The organism is Streptomyces sp. NBC_00028, assembly GCF_045041065.1.
GTDB lineage: Bacteria > Actinomycetota > Actinomycetes > Streptomycetales > Streptomycetaceae > Streptomyces.
The window spans coordinates 5,739,457-5,753,512 of record NZ_CP108293.1 but is presented as its reverse complement, the minus strand read 5'-3'; the positions used below and the strand labels follow the sequence as shown (position 1 = coordinate 5,753,512).

Annotated in this window: 13 protein-coding genes; 6 read left to right on the top strand and 7 right to left on the bottom strand. The window is 72.7% G+C overall.

The window, feature by feature from the left end; translation table 11 throughout:
* Position 1: 1 nt before the first annotated feature.
* Genes OG885_RS25890 through OG885_RS25875 form a run of 4 tightly spaced genes read right to left on the bottom strand, consistent with a single transcriptional unit; the run spans position 2 to position 2,352 of the window.
* Entirely contained in the window at positions 2-862 is an 861-nt protein-coding gene (locus tag OG885_RS25890) for a GNAT family N-acetyltransferase (RefSeq protein WP_405735527.1), read from the bottom strand.
* Positions 859-1,467 (bottom strand): GNAT family N-acetyltransferase, encoded by a 609-nt coding sequence (locus tag OG885_RS25885; protein WP_405735525.1) that lies wholly within the window; start codon positions 1,465-1,467, stop codon positions 859-861. The genes OG885_RS25890 and OG885_RS25885 overlap by 4 nt, the downstream gene beginning before the upstream one ends.
* 43 nt (positions 1,468-1,510) lie before the next feature.
* Positions 1,511-1,906, bottom strand: a complete 396-nt coding sequence (locus tag OG885_RS25880) for a Zn-ribbon domain-containing OB-fold protein (RefSeq protein WP_405735523.1) — start codon at positions 1,904-1,906, stop codon at positions 1,511-1,513.
* Positions 1,906-2,352 carry a DoxX family protein gene (locus OG885_RS25875; protein WP_405735521.1) on the bottom strand — a complete coding sequence of 149 codons (447 nt, stop codon included), beginning with the start codon at positions 2,350-2,352 and terminating at the stop codon, positions 1,906-1,908. Before OG885_RS25875 ends, OG885_RS25880 begins: the two co-directional genes overlap by 1 nt.
* A gap of 212 nt (positions 2,353-2,564) precedes the next feature.
* Between OG885_RS25875 and OG885_RS25870 the strand changes: the two genes are divergently transcribed.
* The 4 genes from OG885_RS25870 (at position 2,565) to OG885_RS25855 (ending at position 8,759) form a co-directional block, all read left to right on the top strand.
* A complete protein-coding gene (locus OG885_RS25870; protein WP_405742873.1) occupies positions 2,565-4,148 on the top strand; it encodes a subtype B tannase in 1,584 nt (527 codons plus the stop codon).
* Between the two features lie 250 nt (positions 4,149-4,398).
* Complete coding sequence (locus tag OG885_RS25865) at positions 4,399-5,610, top strand: flavin-containing monooxygenase (RefSeq protein ID WP_405735519.1); 1,212 nt, start codon at positions 4,399-4,401, stop codon at positions 5,608-5,610.
* Between the two features lie 138 nt (positions 5,611-5,748).
* Positions 5,749-7,974, top strand: coding sequence for an acetate--CoA ligase family protein (locus OG885_RS25860; RefSeq protein ID WP_405735517.1), 2,226 nt, complete (start codon positions 5,749-5,751; stop codon positions 7,972-7,974).
* The gene (locus OG885_RS25855) at positions 7,965-8,759 is read left to right on the top strand and encodes an enoyl-CoA hydratase/isomerase family protein (RefSeq protein WP_405735514.1); all 795 of its coding nucleotides are present in this window, start codon (positions 7,965-7,967) and stop codon (positions 8,757-8,759) included. Before OG885_RS25860 ends, OG885_RS25855 begins: the two co-directional genes overlap by 10 nt.
* Before the next feature lie 6 nt (positions 8,760-8,765).
* Here OG885_RS25855 and OG885_RS25850 read toward each other — a convergent pair whose 3' ends face one another.
* On the bottom strand, positions 8,766-9,707 hold the full coding sequence (locus OG885_RS25850) for a hypothetical protein (protein ID WP_405735511.1): 942 nt from the start codon (positions 9,705-9,707) through the stop codon (positions 8,766-8,768).
* Positions 9,708-9,788: 81 nt separating this feature from the next.
* On the opposite strand from OG885_RS25850, the gene OG885_RS25845 reads away from it, so the two are divergent.
* The gene (locus OG885_RS25845; RefSeq protein ID WP_405735509.1) at positions 9,789-10,415 is read left to right on the top strand and encodes a flavin reductase family protein; all 627 of its coding nucleotides are present in this window, start codon (positions 9,789-9,791) and stop codon (positions 10,413-10,415) included.
* A gap of 8 nt (positions 10,416-10,423) precedes the next feature.
* On the opposite strand, the gene OG885_RS25840 is transcribed toward OG885_RS25845, so the two are convergent.
* A complete protein-coding gene (locus OG885_RS25840) occupies positions 10,424-11,755 on the bottom strand; it encodes an MFS transporter (protein WP_405735507.1) in 1,332 nt (443 codons plus the stop codon).
* 71 nt (positions 11,756-11,826) lie between these two features.
* Between OG885_RS25840 and OG885_RS25835 the strand changes: the two genes are divergently transcribed.
* Positions 11,827-12,858 carry a GlxA family transcriptional regulator gene (locus OG885_RS25835; RefSeq protein WP_405735504.1) on the top strand — a complete coding sequence of 344 codons (1,032 nt, stop codon included), beginning with the start codon at positions 11,827-11,829 and terminating at the stop codon, positions 12,856-12,858.
* Here OG885_RS25835 and OG885_RS25830 read toward each other — a convergent pair.
* Positions 12,766-14,034 carry an MFS transporter gene (locus OG885_RS25830; RefSeq protein WP_405735502.1) on the bottom strand — a complete coding sequence of 423 codons (1,269 nt, stop codon included), beginning with the start codon at positions 14,032-14,034 and terminating at the stop codon, positions 12,766-12,768. The two genes, OG885_RS25835 and OG885_RS25830, sit on opposite strands and share 93 nt — an antisense overlap.
* Positions 14,035-14,056: the final 22 nt, after the last annotated feature.

The following is a 14,056-nucleotide window of genomic DNA, read 5'->3' as shown; positions in this document are numbered from 1 at the left end:
GTCACCGGTCCGGGCCGGTGAAGTCGTAGACCGCGAAGTCGGCGACCCCGCGATAGCCGACCCGCAGGTACACGCCGTTGCTCGTCGGGTTGGCCAGGTCCGCGAACAGCAGCACCTCCTCGGCGCCGGCCTCCCGGGCGGCGCGGCTGACGGCGACGGTCGCGGCCCCGGCGTAGCCCCGTCCGCGCAGCTTTGGCGGGGTGTAGACGGGGCCGACGCGGACCTGCCCGGCGATCATGGGGTGGGCCGCGGCCAGGGAGACGGGGACCCCGTCCGGGGTCTCCCAGAGCACCGCCCCACCGTGTTCGACGCGGGCGTCGGCCCAGGCCTCGGGGTCCCCGGCGCCGGTCTTGCCGACGTCGTCGAGGAAGCCGTCGAACCAGCGCACCAGCAGCTCCCGGTCCGCCTTGCCCGCGATCCGGGCGCGGCCCGGCGGCATCGGGTCGGGCGGGGTCAACGTGTCCAGCCGGTAGAGGCGTTGATGCTGGTAGAGGGCGGCCTCGGCGCCGGTGTGCCGCCGCCAGGCCTCGGCGAAGGCGACGGCGGTGCCGCGATCGGCGGAGACACCGGGGAGCCGGTGCCCGAGGTCGGCGAGGCGCGCGGCGAGGGCGGCGGCGTCCTCGGCCGCGAGGGGGGTGAGCGTCAGCCAGTGGGGCGGGGTGCGGAACCAGGCCGCCCGGGGGGCTCCGTCCCGTTCCAGCACGCCGAAGACGGGCGCCTCGTCGCCGTAGGCCCTGGTCCCGTACGTGCTCAGCCGCTCGGTCACCGTCAGCTGGACCGTGTGCAGCACCGGGCGGGAGCGCAGGAAGGTGCCGGCGCGGGCGAGGAAGGCGTCGAGATCCTCGGTGATGTGCCAGCTCATCGCGGATCCCCCGGTTCCGGGTCGGTCGCCAGCCGGGCGTGCAGATGGACGTCCCGGAAGGCGTCCAGCGTGCCCGACTGGAACATCGCACCCCGCAGGGTTCCCTCGTAGGGGTAGCCGCAGCGCTCGGCGACCCGGCAGGACGCCTCGTGGCCGAGGGCGTGGCCCAGTTCGAGGCGGTGCAGGCGCAGCTCGGTGAAGGCCCAGCGGGAGGCGAGCGTGAGGGCGCGGGCGGCGACCCGGTGGCCGCGCGCCTCGGGCAGCACCCAGTAGCCGACCCGGGCGACGCGCATGACGGGGTCGATCGCATTGACGCCGAGGTGTCCCAGCGTGGTGCCGGTCGCCGCGTCCGCGACACGGAAGGCCACGTTCTCGCCGTCCGCCATGCGTTCCGCCACCGCACGCAGTGAGGCGTGAGCGGCGTCGAGGTCGGTGACCGGTCTCAGGGGGGTGTTCCAGCGCCGGAACTCGGGGTCGGCGCGGGCGCGCAGCCAGGTGGCTGCATCGGCGTCGGACTCCGGGTCCCAGGGGCTCAACCGCAGCCCGTGTCCGAGCACTTCGGGGGCCAGGTGGGGACTCGGGGTCCGTTCGCGTGTAGGAGCCATCGGGCCATTGAATACCGCGGCGCCGGAAAAAGGGGGCCGTTGATCATCCCCGGGGCCGGAAGACCGGGATCCCGTCGCGGAAGCCGACCTGGAGTCCCAGGCCCGCGCGCAGGGTCTGCGGCGGGGCGTCCACCACCTCCGTCATCATCCGCGGCCCTTCGGCGAGTTGGACGACGGCCGCGACGTACGGGGTGCGCTCGCCGAACGGCGGCAGGTCGTTGCGGTGGACGACGGACCAGGTGTAGAGCTCGGCCCGGCCGCTCGCCGGCCGCCAGTCCACGTCCTCGCTCCAGCAGTGCGGGCAGAACTCGCGGGGGTAGTGGTGGGGGCGGTCGCAGGCGCGGCAGTGGCGGATCAGGAGGGTGCCGTCCGCCGCCGCGTCCCAGTAGGTACGGGTGAAGGCGTCGGCCTCGGGGACGTCGGGTCGTGCCGCGGTCATCAGAACCAGCCCAGCGCGCTGTCCAGCGACCACGTCTGCCAGGACATCCCGAACAGGCCGACCACGGAGATCAGGGCCATCATCGAGTTCTGCCCCTGCTCGGCCCAGTCGTGGATCATGAGCGTGAAGTAGAGGACGTTGAGCAGCAGCCCGCCGACCAGCGCGACGGGGGTGAGCAGGCCGAGGACCAGACCGAGCCCGAGGGCCAGTTCCGCGTAGGCGACGACGTACGCCATCGTCCTGGGGCGCGGCGTCACGACCACGTCGAAGCCACTGCGGACCGGGGTCCACCGGTGCTTGGCGGCGATGTCCGCGGCCCAGGTGATCCCGCCGCCCTCGAACCACGTCTTCTTGTCCTTGTGCCGCCAGCTCTCCAGCCACCACAGCCCGAGACCTATGCGCAGGACGGCCAGCCATTCCGCACCGGTGAGCCCGATCGTGTCCATGGGATCTGACGGTACGTCAGAATCGGGATAGCCGGAAGCCTTCGATTTCCATGAGGAACGGCTGTGCGCAGGCCATGAAACTGTGCGTCCCCTCTGAATGCCTTCAGATTGTTGGCAATTTTGTCGCCACTACACCTAGGTTCGCAGACGTGAGCCGAATCCGAGGGAGTCGAACCGTGAAGCACAGGGCAGTCAAGCGCAGGACCGTCGTCATGGGCATCGGCGCGACGGCGGGGGTCGCGGCGGTCGGGGGCATCGCCCTGAACGCGAACGCGTCGAGCGAGGGCGGTGGCTCGTCCTCCTCCGACAACCTGGCCTTCGACAAGGACGCGTACACGAAGCTGACGAAGACGGTCACGGACACGGAGGGCACCGAACACGCGGTGACCTACCACTTCTGGAAGGCGATCACCTATGTCGCCAACCCTGTGGACGAGACCTACCAGTCGCTGATCGTCAGCGCCCCGGTGGAGATCGACGGCGAGACCGTCGACCCGACGAACGCGCCGATCCTGTTCGCGAACTCCGTCGGCGGCTACATGCCCTCCTCCGTCGCGGACGCCACCGAGGTCGGGGGCGGCGGCATGAGCACGGGTGGGGGCGGGGCACCGAGCGGCGCCCCGACGGCCTCCGGCTCCGCGCTGCCCAACGCCAACGGGAACACCAACGCCACCGGCGGCGCCACCTCCAGCAACCAGCTCCTCGCGCTGGCCGCCGGTTACGTCGTCGTCGAGCCCGGCGCCCGCGGCCGCACCCTGAAGAACGCCGACGGCGAGTACTACGGCACCGCCCCGGCCGTCATCGTCGACCTCAAGGCGGCGGTGCGTTACATCCGGTCCAACAAGGGCCGTATCCCCGGCAACGTCGACCGGATCGTCTCCGCCGGCACCAGCGCGGGCGGCGCCGTCTCGGCACTGCTCGGCGCCTCCGGCGACAGCAAGCTCTACGACAGCTACCTCCAGGAACTCGGCGCGGCCGACGCCTCCGACGCGATCTTCGCGACCGGCGCCTGGTGCCCGATCACCGACCTGGAGCACGCCGACGGCGCCTACGAGTGGAACTGGGGCGCCAACGCGCTCAGTACCGGCAAGCAGGTCGACCAGACCGTCTCCAAGGCGCTCCAGTCGCAGTTCGCCGAGTACCAGGCTGGGCTCAGGCTGCGCGGCCTGAACGGCTTCGGCACGCTCACCGCCCGCAACTACGACGAGTACCTCCTCAAGCAGTACATGGAGCCCTCGGCGACCAGCTACCTGGCCGCTCTCTCCGACTCCGCGCGCGAGACCTATCTCGCCGCCAACACCTTCATCACCTGGTCCGGCGGCAGGGCGACCTTCACCTGGGCCGACTTCCTCACCCACGTCGGCGCCCGCAAGAAGGACGCCCCGGCCTTCGACGCCTTCGACCTGTCGGCCGGCGAGAACAACGAGTTCGGCGCGGGCACCACCCTCAGCCGTCACTTCACGGCGTACGGCGCGAAGAACGACACGACCGGCCTCAGCAGCAAGCGCGTGGCGAGCGACATCCCCGCGAAGCTCGACCTGATGAACCCGATGTACCACCTGGTGGAGAAGGTCAACGGCAAGCGCTCCAAGCACTGGTGGATCCGCCTCGGCACCAAGGACTCCGACACCTCGCACACGGTCTCCGCCAACCTCGCCGCCGCCGCGAAGGGCCTCGGCGACGACGTGAACCACCTCTACTACTGGGACCAGGGCCACGGCGCCAACACCGACCCGGGCGACTTCATCACCTGGATCGCGAAGGTGACCGGCTACAAGGGCCCCAAGAAGAAGTAGCCTCCTGCCGCACGCCCCCCTGAACGCGGTGCCGGTTTCCCGTCATAAGAACCAGGCCACCGCACCCACGGCGCCGAGCCCCTCCGCAAGCGAGCGGGCCCGGCGCCGTGGCGCATGCCCATGGGACCGCCACAACCAGGCGCCCTACGCCACGAGCCCCACCCACTCCTCCTACAGGCGTGATCAATCCGCAACCAATTCCGGTCTTGACCGAGACCCATCAACCTGGCGCGTGATTACGCTCGCGCTCATGGCCGACTCCACAGCGTCCTCCGCGCCCGCCGGCGCGGAGCCGAACACCGCCGCCCGCCCCGTGTACGTCATCGGCGGCGGCCCCGGCGGACTCGCCGCCGCGTACGCGCTGCGCGCCCAGGGCGTGCGCGCCGTCGTCCTGGAGAAGTCCGACCGCGTCGGCGCCTCCTGGCGGCGCCACTACGACCGCCTCCATCTGCACACCACGCGTCGTCTGTCCGGCCTGCCGGGCCTGGCGATGCCGCGCAGGTTCGGGCGCTGGGTCTCCCGCGACAACGTGGTGCGCTATCTGGAGAAGTACGCCGAGCACCATGAGCTGGAGATCGTCACCGGCGTCGAGGTCTCCCGCGTCGAGCGCGCCGCCGACGGCACCGGCTGGCTGCTGCACGCCACCGGCGGCCGTGAACTGACCGGCGCCGCGGTGGTCGTCGCCACCGGCTACAACCACACCCCGCGGCTGCCCGAGTGGCCCGGCCGTGACGCCTACACCGGTGACCTCGTGCACGCCTCGCAGTACCGCAACCCCGAGCCCTACGCGGGACGTGACGTGCTCGTCGTCGGCGTCGGCAACACCGGCGCGGAGATCGCCGTGGACCTGGTGGAGGGCGGCGCCTCCCGAGTACGCCTCTCCGTGCGCACCGCCCCGCACATCGTCCGCCGCTCGACGGCCGGCTGGGCCGCCCAGTACACCGGCGTCCTCGTCCGCCGCCTCCCGGTCGGCCTGGTCGACCGCCTGGCCGGCCCGATGGCCAAGCTGAGCGTGCCCGACCTCTCCGCCCAGGGCCTGCCCCGCCCCGGCACCGGCCTGTACAGCCGGGTCAACGAGGGTGCCATCCCGGTCCAGGACGTCGGCCTCATCGACGCCGTCAAGGCGGGCAAGGTGGAGATCGTCGCCGCCGTCGACGGCTTCGAGGACGGCAAGGTCGCCCTCGCCGACGGCGACCGCATCGCCCCGGACGCGGTGATCGCGGCGACCGGCTACGTCCGCGCCCTGGAGGGCCTGGTCGGCCACCTCAAGGTCCTCGACACCCGCGGCAGACCGCAGGTCCACGGCGCCCGGACCCCACCGCACGCCCCCGGCCTCTACTTCACCGGCTACACCAACCCCATCAGCGGCATGTTCCGCGAGCTGGCGATCGACGCGGAGAAGATCGCGAAGGCGATCGCGCGGACGGGGTCGGCGGCGCGGCTGGACGCGGTACGTACGTAGCGTGCCGCGCGGTGGGCCCGTCGTGCGGGTCTGCTCCGTTCCCAGCGTCTTTGTGCACGGCCATTCCTGACGCAGCGTCAGTTCCCGTAACCTGACACTGCGTCAGTTAATCGCTGTCACACAGGAGCGGGCGGACCGATGCTTGGATCAACCCACGGCACCCTCACCACCGACTCCCGCCGGGCCCGGGCCATCGCATGCGGCGAGCAACCCGGACCCGCCGTCCACGGCCGGCCGGCCGACGTCGACGACCTCGACGTCAGCGGCCGTCGGCTGTACGGCGACGTCCCCGATCTGGACCGTTTCTTCCGGCCGGAATCGGTCGCCGTGATCGGCGCCTCGGACACCGAGGGCCGCCCCAACACCGGCGTCACCCGGCAGCTCCTCGGCTGGGCCGAACGCGTCGGGGCCCGGCTGCACCCGGTGCATCCCAGCCGCCCGGAGGTGTTCGGCATCCCCTGCGTGGCGTCCGTCGCCGAGCTGCCCGAGCAGGTCGACCTCGCCGTCCTGCTGGTCGCCGACCCGCTTCCGGTGATCGAGGAACTCGCCGAGGCCAAGGTGAAGTTCGCGGTCGTCTTCGCCTCCGGGTTCGCGGAGACCGGCGAGGCGGGCGCCGCCGCACAGGCCCGGCTGGCCGCCGCCGTACGGCGGTCCGGGATGCGGCTGCTCGGCCCGAACACCAACCTCAACGCCTTCGAGCGGTTCCGCGACGACCTCGACGGACCGGCGATCGCCCTCATCACCCAGTCCGGGCACCAGGGACGCCCCGTCTTCGCCCTCCAGGAGCTCGGCATCCGCCTCTCCCACTGGGCGCCGACCGGCAACGAGGCCGACCTGGAGACCGCCGACTTCCTCTCCTACTTCGCCGAGCAGCCGGACGTCGGCGCCATCGCCTGCTACGTCGAGGGCCTCAAGGACGGCCGTTCCTTCCTGCTGGCCGCCGACCGGGCCGCCCGCCGCAAGGTGCCGGTCGTCGCGGTCAAGGTGGGCCGCACCGAGACCGGCGCCCGCACGGCCGCCTCCCACACCGGCAAGCTGACCGGCGCGGACGCGGTGGTGGACGCGGCGATGCGGCAGTACGGCGTGATCCGTGTCGACGGCCTCGACGAACTCCAGGACACCGCGGCCCTGTTGGCCCGCGCCCGGCCACCGCGCGCCGACGGGGTCGTCGTCTACTCGATCTCGGGCGGCACCGGCGCCCACTTCGCCGACCTGGCGACGGAGGCGGGGCTGAGGCTGCCGCCGCTCTCCGCCGCCAAGCAGGCCGAACTGCACCAGTGGATACCGGAGTACCTGAACGTGGCCAACCCGGTCGACAACGGGGGCCACCCGGTCGGCGACCACCGCGGCCGGAAGATCATCGACGCGCTCCTCGACGATCCGGCGGTGGGCGTGCTGATCTGCCCGGTGACCGGCCCCTTCCCGCCGCTCAGCGACAGGCTGGTCCAGGACCTGGTGGACGCGGCCGAGCAGACGGACAAGCTGGTCTGCGTGGTGTGGGGATCGCCGGTCGGCACCGAACCGGCGTATCGCGACGTCCTGTTGGGCTCCTCCCGGGTGGCCACCTTCCGCACGGTCGGCAACTGCGTCACGGCCGTCCGCGCCTATCTCGACCACCACCGCTTCACCGCCGCCTACCGCTCCCCCCTCGACGAGGCCCCGCGCACCACCTCCCCCTCCTTCCGCAAGGCGCAGGCGCTGATGCGTCCGGGCCAGCAGCTGAGCGAGCACGCGGCGAAGCAGCTGCTGCGGGCGTACGGCATCCGTGTACCGCGCGAGCAGCTGGTGACCAGCGCGGCGGCGGCCGTCCGCGCGGCCGGCCTGGTGGGCTACCCGGTGGTGATGAAGGCCTCCGGCGCGCAGATCGCCCACAAGACCGAGCTGGGCCTGGTGAAGATCGGCCTCACCTCCGCGAGCCAGGTCCGCGACGCCTACCGGGAGTTGACCGACATCGCCCGCTACGAGGGCGTCTCCCTGGACGGGGTGCTGGTCTGCCAGATGGTCGAGCGGGGCGTCGAGATGGTCGTCGGCGTCACCCACGACGACCTGTTCGGACCGACGGTCACGGTCGGGCTCGGCGGCGTCCTTGTGGAGGTCCTGCGCGACGTGGCCGTACGCGTACCGCCGTTCACCGAGGAGCAGGCCAAGGACATGCTCGGCGACCTGCGGGGGCGGGCCCTGCTCGACGGGGTGCGGGGGCGGCCGCCGGCCGACATCGACGCGCTCGTCGAGGTCGTCCTGCGGGTGCAGCGGATGGCCCTGGAACTCGGGGACGAACTGGCCGAGCTGGACATCAACCCACTCATGGTCCTGCCGCGCGGCCAGGGCGCGGTGGCGCTGGACGCGCTGGTGGTGTGCCGGTGAGCGACGACGTGCTGCACACCGTCACCGGCCAGGTCCTGTATCTCGCCCTCAACCGGCCCGAGGCCCTCAATGCCGTGACTCCCGACCAACGCGACCTGCTGATCCGCCTGTTGGCGGACGCCTCGGCCGACCCGGAGATACGGGCCGTGGTCATCACCGGGACCGGGCGCGGCTTCTGCGCGGGCGCGGACCTGCGGGGCGGCGCGGCATCCGGTGAGCGGGTCGCGGGGGACGTGGCGCGCATGATCCGGCTGGGCGCCCAGCGTCTGATCGCCGCGGTCCTCGACTGCGAGAAGCCGGTGGTCGCGGCGGTGAACGGCACGGCGGCGGGTCTCGGCGCCCATCTCGCACTCGCCTGCGACCTCGTCCTGGCCGCGGAGTCGGCGAAGTTCATCGAAGTGTTCGTACGACGTGGACTCGTCCCCGACGGCGGGGGCGCCTATCTCCTCCCCCGCCTGGTCGGCCCGCAGCGCGCGAAGGAGCTGATGTTCTTCGGCGACGCCCTCACCGCCGCCGACGCCGAACGCCTGGGCCTGGTCAACCGGGTCGTCCCGGACGGGGAGCTGGCGAAGACGGCCGCTGAGTGGGCCACCCGCCTCGCCGCGGGGCCGACCCGCGCGCTCGCCCTCACCAAGCAGCTCGTCAACGCCTCCCTCGACACCGACCGCGCCACCGCGTTCGCCGCGGAGGCCGCCGCCCAGGAGATCAACATGACGACGGCGGACGCGCGGGAGGGGGTGGCCGCTTTCGTGGCGCGGCGGAGCGCGGGGTTCAGAGGACGGTAGAAGGCGTCAGCCCCGCTTGAGAATCCGCAGCTCGCCCGCGTCCGGGTCGCCGAACAGCACGAACAACTCCGGGTCGTGGGCCGTACCGCCGATCGTCCAGTACGTCTGCGCACCGCATCCGCCGTCGAGCCGTACGACGACGCCGTCCCGCGCCTCGGGCCCGTCCTCGGCGTAGACGTCGTCGCGTCCCTCCCGGTCGACGGTCCACGTGCCGGTGCCGTCGCAGCGGACGTACTCGAAGCCGTCGGGGTCCTGGAGCGGGAGGTCGGTGAAGTCGACCCGGCCGCCCGCACGCAGGTTCAGAACCGCGCCGCCGTCGCCGCGCCAGGCGCCGGTGAGCTGGGCGGCCGAGAGGGTCGGGGGCTCGTAGTCCTTGAGCAGTCCGGCGAAGGTGGCCGCGATCGCGCCGCCGACGATCAGGACGCAGAGGCCGAAGGTGGCGCAGGCCGAGCGGACCCAGACGCCGAAGAACCCCCACGCCCTGCCCTTGATCCGGGCACGGCGGCGGACGTAGGCCACGGACAGGAGCGGGAGCAGGCCGAACACGGCCAGCATTCCCGCCGCGGCGAGCAGGGACGGCAGGGGCGCGGACCAGCCGGCCAGGACCAGCACCCAGAAGGCGCTGACCAGGATGACGAACCCGAGGTGCCACAGCCACTCCGGCCCGCGCAACCGACGCACGGCCACGCGCGCGAGGACGAGCGCGGGCATCACACACACGGCCGCGTACAGGGTGGCCAGGAACGGCAGCAGGACGAGGACCAGCAGGAAGAAGATCCCGGCGAGCGCGCCGCCCAGCCCGCTGCCGTAGTCGTCGTCGTTGATCGTCGTCAGCCACGCGAGCAGCCAGAGCACCGGCACCTGAAGCGCGGTCGTCGCCGCCGCCGTGTGCAGATCGGACCACTTCCAGGCGTCCGTGAGCTGCCGTCGTCTCTCTCCCCACCCCATGCACGCAGAGTACGGAAGGCCTGCGGCGCCCTCGTACCACCCCTTCCTATCTGACGCTCCGTCAGCTTCAATGAGGGTGTGATGGGACAAGCAGGCACAGCCGAGGCCGCCGTCCGCTATCTGCGGTCCGTGGCGGCGGCGGGGGATTCCACGGCGAGCGACGCGGCGACCGCGCCCCTCGACCCGCTGCCCCGGCCCGACCTGCGCTGTGTCGGCGAGGACGAGCGGGCGCCGGTCGGACAGGGCGAGTTCCGACGGGTGCTCGGGAACTTCGCGACGGGCGTGGCCGTCGTCACCGCACCCGCTGCCGACGGCGAGTCCGGCCCCGCCGGCTTCGCCTGCCAGTCCTTCTCCTCCCTCTCCCTCGACCCGCCCCTGGTCACCTTCATGGTCGGCCGTACGTCGACGACCTGGCCCCGCATCGCCCACGCCGGCGCCTTCTGCGTCAATGTCCTCGCCGCCCACCAGGGCGCCCTGTGCCGCGGCTTCGCGGTCAGCGGCGCGGACAAGTTCGCGGGGGTGGCGTACGACGCGGCGCCCTGCTCCGGCGCCCCGCGCCTCACGGGCGCGCTCGCCTGGATCGACTGCACGATCCACGCGGTGCACACCGGCGGCGACCATCTGATCGTGGTCGGCCGGGTGGCCGCGCTGGGCACGGGCGACGAGGACGCGGCGCCCCTGCTGTTCCACAAGGGACGGTTCGTCTGACCGACCGGTCAGACCGCGGCCACCGCCACCGCCACCACCGACTTCCGCCGGATCACCAGCGCCATCAGCGCCGCCACCGCGCACAGCGCCCCGGAGAAGTACCAGACCATGTCGTACGACCCGAAGACGTCCCGCGCCACACCGCCGAGGAAGGCCACCAGCGCCGCCCCGACCTGGTGCGAGGCCAGCACCCAGCCGAAGACGATCGCGCTGTCCTCGCCGTACTGCTCCCGGCACAGCGCCACGGTGGGCGGCACGGTGGCGACCCAGTCGAGGCCGTAGAAGACGATGAAGAACAGCATCGGGGGATGGACGCTGGGCGCCAGCAGCATCGGCAGGAAGAGCAGCGAGACCCCGCGCAGCGCGTAGTACGTCGCGAGCAGGCGACGGGCGTCGTAGCGGTCGGTGAACCAGCCGGAGGCGATCGTGCCGACCACGTCGAAGACGCCGATGACGGCGAGCAGCGAGGCCGCCGCCTGGACCGGCATGTGCGCGTCGTGCGCGGCGGGTACGAAGTGGGTCTGGATCAGACCGTTGGTGGAGGCGCCGCAGATCGCGAAGGTGCCGGCCAGCAGCCAGAACGGTCCGGTGCGGGCGGCCTTGACCAGGACGCTCAGCGCGCGGCGGGCGGCGCCCGGCACGGGCTCCGGCTTGGGCACGAACTCCGTGGCCCCGTACGGCTTCAGGCCCACGTCGGCCGGGTGGTCGCGCAGCAGCAGCCAGACGAAGGGGACGACCGCGAGGGCGGCGAGGGCGACGGTGACGGCGGCCGGGCGCCAGTCGTGCCGCTCCACCATCCAGGACAGCACCGGCAGGAAGATCAGCTGGCCGGAGGCGGAGGCGGCGGTCAGGATGCCGGTGACCAGACCGCGTCGCTCAGTGAACCAGCGGTTGGTGACGGTCGCCGCGAAGGCCAGCGCCATCGACCCCGACCCGAGGCCGACCAGCAGACCCCAGCACAGCATGAGCTGCCAGGCCGCCGTCATCCACACCGTCAGCCCCGACCCGACCGCGATCACGGTCAGCGCCACGGCGACGACCCGGCGGATGCCGAAGCGGTCCATCAACGCGGCGGCGAAGGGGGCGGTGAGCCCGTACAGGGCGAGGTTGATGGAGACGGCGGCGCTGATCGTGCCCCGCGACCAGCCGAAGTCCTGGTGCAGCGGATCGATGAGCAGCCCGGGAAGCGAACGGAAGGCGGCGGCGCCGATGATCGTCACGAAGGTGACGGCGGCGACGAACCAGGCGCGATGCAGTGACATTCTGCGGCTCCGCCGCGGGCGTGTGGGCTTCTTTCCCGTACGGGGCGCCTGGGCGGCGGCTTCGCTTGTCTGGGTCACGACATAGAGCTTCCGATCCGCGGGCTTCCCGAACGAGTGGCCCGAAGGACAGCATTCGTTAGGATCGGGCCATGGAGTTCTCCCTCCCCCGTGAACCGGCGTTCCGCCCGCACCGCGTCGTCGTCCTCGCCATGGACGGCGCGCTCCCCTTCGAGCTGGGCATCCCGCACCGCATCTTCGGGCGCCCGAGGGACGCCGGGGGACGGCATCTGTACGAGGTCGTCACCTGCTCGATCCGGCCACCGGGCCCGGTCCGTACGGACGCCGACTTCGACATCATGGTGCCGAACGGCCCGGAGACCCTCGCCACCGCCGACACCGTGATCGTCCCCGCCTCCTACGAGTTCGGCCCGGTCTACGACGACGGCGTCCTCACCCCCGAGCTGGCCGCGGCCCTCGCCCACATCCGCCCCGGCACCCGCCTCGCCTCCATCTGCACGGGCGTCTACGTCCTCGCCGCCGCCGGTGCGCTCGACGGCCGCCCCGCCACCACGCACTGGGCCGACGCCGAGCGCCTCCAGCGGCTCTTCCCGCAGATCAAGGTCGACGCGGACGTCCTGTACGTCGACGACGGTGACGTCCTGACCTCCGCGGGCGTCGCCGCCGGGGTCGACCTGTGCCTGCACATGCTGCGCCGCGACCACGGCACCGCCGTCGCCAACGCCGTGGCCCGCCGTACGGTCGTACCCCCTCATCGCGAGGGCGGCCAGGCGCAGTTCATCCAGCGCCCGGTGCCCGAGCCACAGCTGGCCACGACGACCGCGGCCCGCGCCTGGGCCCTGGACCGGCTGCACGAGCCGATCCAGCTGCGGGACATGGCCGAGCAGGAGGCCATGTCCGTACGGACCTTCACGCGCCGCTTCCGCGAGGAGGTCGGCATCAGCCCCGGCCAGTGGCTCACCCAGCAGCGGGTGGAGCGCGCCCGGCATCTGCTGGAGTCCTCCGACCTGTCCGTCGACCAGGTGGCGAGGGACGCCGGGTTCGGCACGGCCCAGTCGATGCGCCAGCACCTACAGCAGGCGCTCGGCGTCACCCCGACCAGCTATCGGCGCACGTTCCGCGCGGGCGTCGACGCCACCGGCCGTACGGCCGCCCGTATCTGACGCCCGCGCCCGCGCCTCGGCGCGCACCTCCCCCCACCAGCCGAGCGCCGTGAGCAGCAGCCCCAGCGCCACGCCCGCCAGAACGGCCGTGGACGGGGCCACCACCTGGAGCAGCCCACCGGCGAGCGACCCCGTCGCCGCGTAACCCGCCCCCGCCGACGCATACATCACGGAGTAGCCGGCGGCCACGGCAGCCGGTGGCACGGCCTCCCTCAGGGCCAGGTTGCGGGTGATCAGCGCGCCCGACTGGAGTGCGCCCGCGAGCGCCAGGGCGACCGCGATGCCGGCCGCGCCCGGTATCAGGGCGGCGAGGACCACGAACGCCGACATGCCGCACATCAGCACCACACTGCGCGTCCGCAACCGACCGGGCCACGCCCGCAGCCCGTACAGGAACGCCCCGAGCGCCGCCGCCGCGGCCATGCCGGCCAGCATGGGGCCGGTCCAGCCGACGCCGATGCCGCGCTGTTCCAGCAGGGCGGGCAGGGTGAGTTCGGAGAGGCCGAGGAGGGTGAGGCTGGCGGCGCCGGTGACGTAGACAGGCCAGGCGCGGATCAGCACGCGGAGGGTCGAGGAACCCGCGTCCTCTCCCTGCCGTGTCTCCTCGTCCCAGCGGGCGGGCAGCCGCCACAGGCCCGTGACCGACGACGCCATCAGGGCGGCGGCGAGGAGGAGCGGGGCGCGCGGCGCGACGCCGAGGGCGAGTCCGGCGACCGCGACCGGCGACACAGCCCACACCCCGGACATCAGCATCGACTCGGTGGACAGCGCCTGGGCCACGGCACGGTCGGGGACGAGCGAGGTCAGCAGCGTCCGCAGCCCGCCGGTGACCGCCCCCGGCGCAAACCCGGCCACGAAGGCGAACACCCCCAGCACCACGCTCGGCGCCTCGGGCAGCACGCCGAGCCCCGCGAACCCCATCGCCCCGCCCACCAGCCCGAGCGCCAGATGGCGGCGTCCGCGCGCCGGGTCCAGCCGCATCCCGAGCACCGGCGCGCCGACGATCTCGCCGATCACATAGGCCGCCGCGAGCGCCGCCCCCAGCGTGTACCCACCGGGTCGCTCCCGCACCAGGAAGACCAGCGCGAGCGGGGCCATGGCGACCGGCATACGGGAGCCGACGGCCGTGGCGGCCCAGACGAGGACCGGTCGGGAGGCGAGATCGCGATAGGACATGGGCACGACGGTAGGCGGCGCC

Coding starts and splice junctions, on each gene's coding strand:
- OG885_RS25890 (WP_405735527.1), bottom strand. CDS start 862: ATGAGCTGGCACATCACCGAGGATCTCGACGCCTTCCTCGCCCGCGCC.
- OG885_RS25885 (WP_405735525.1), bottom strand. CDS start 1,467: ATGGCTCCTACACGCGAACGGACCCCGAGTCCCCACCTGGCCCCCGAA.
- OG885_RS25880 (WP_405735523.1), bottom strand. CDS start 1,906: ATGACCGCGGCACGACCCGACGTCCCCGAGGCCGACGCCTTCACCCGT.
- OG885_RS25875 (WP_405735521.1), bottom strand. CDS start 2,352: ATGGACACGATCGGGCTCACCGGTGCGGAATGGCTGGCCGTCCTGCGC.
- OG885_RS25870 (WP_405742873.1), top strand. CDS start 2,565: ATGGGCATCGGCGCGACGGCGGGGGTCGCGGCGGTCGGGGGCATCGCC.
- OG885_RS25865 (WP_405735519.1), top strand. CDS start 4,399: ATGGCCGACTCCACAGCGTCCTCCGCGCCCGCCGGCGCGGAGCCGAAC.
- OG885_RS25860 (WP_405735517.1), top strand. CDS start 5,749: ATGCTTGGATCAACCCACGGCACCCTCACCACCGACTCCCGCCGGGCC.
- OG885_RS25850 (WP_405735511.1), bottom strand. CDS start 9,707: ATGGGGTGGGGAGAGAGACGACGGCAGCTCACGGACGCCTGGAAGTGG.
- OG885_RS25845 (WP_405735509.1), top strand. CDS start 9,789: ATGGGACAAGCAGGCACAGCCGAGGCCGCCGTCCGCTATCTGCGGTCC.
- OG885_RS25835 (WP_405735504.1), top strand. CDS start 11,827: ATGGAGTTCTCCCTCCCCCGTGAACCGGCGTTCCGCCCGCACCGCGTC.
- OG885_RS25830 (WP_405735502.1), bottom strand. CDS start 14,034: ATGTCCTATCGCGATCTCGCCTCCCGACCGGTCCTCGTCTGGGCCGCC.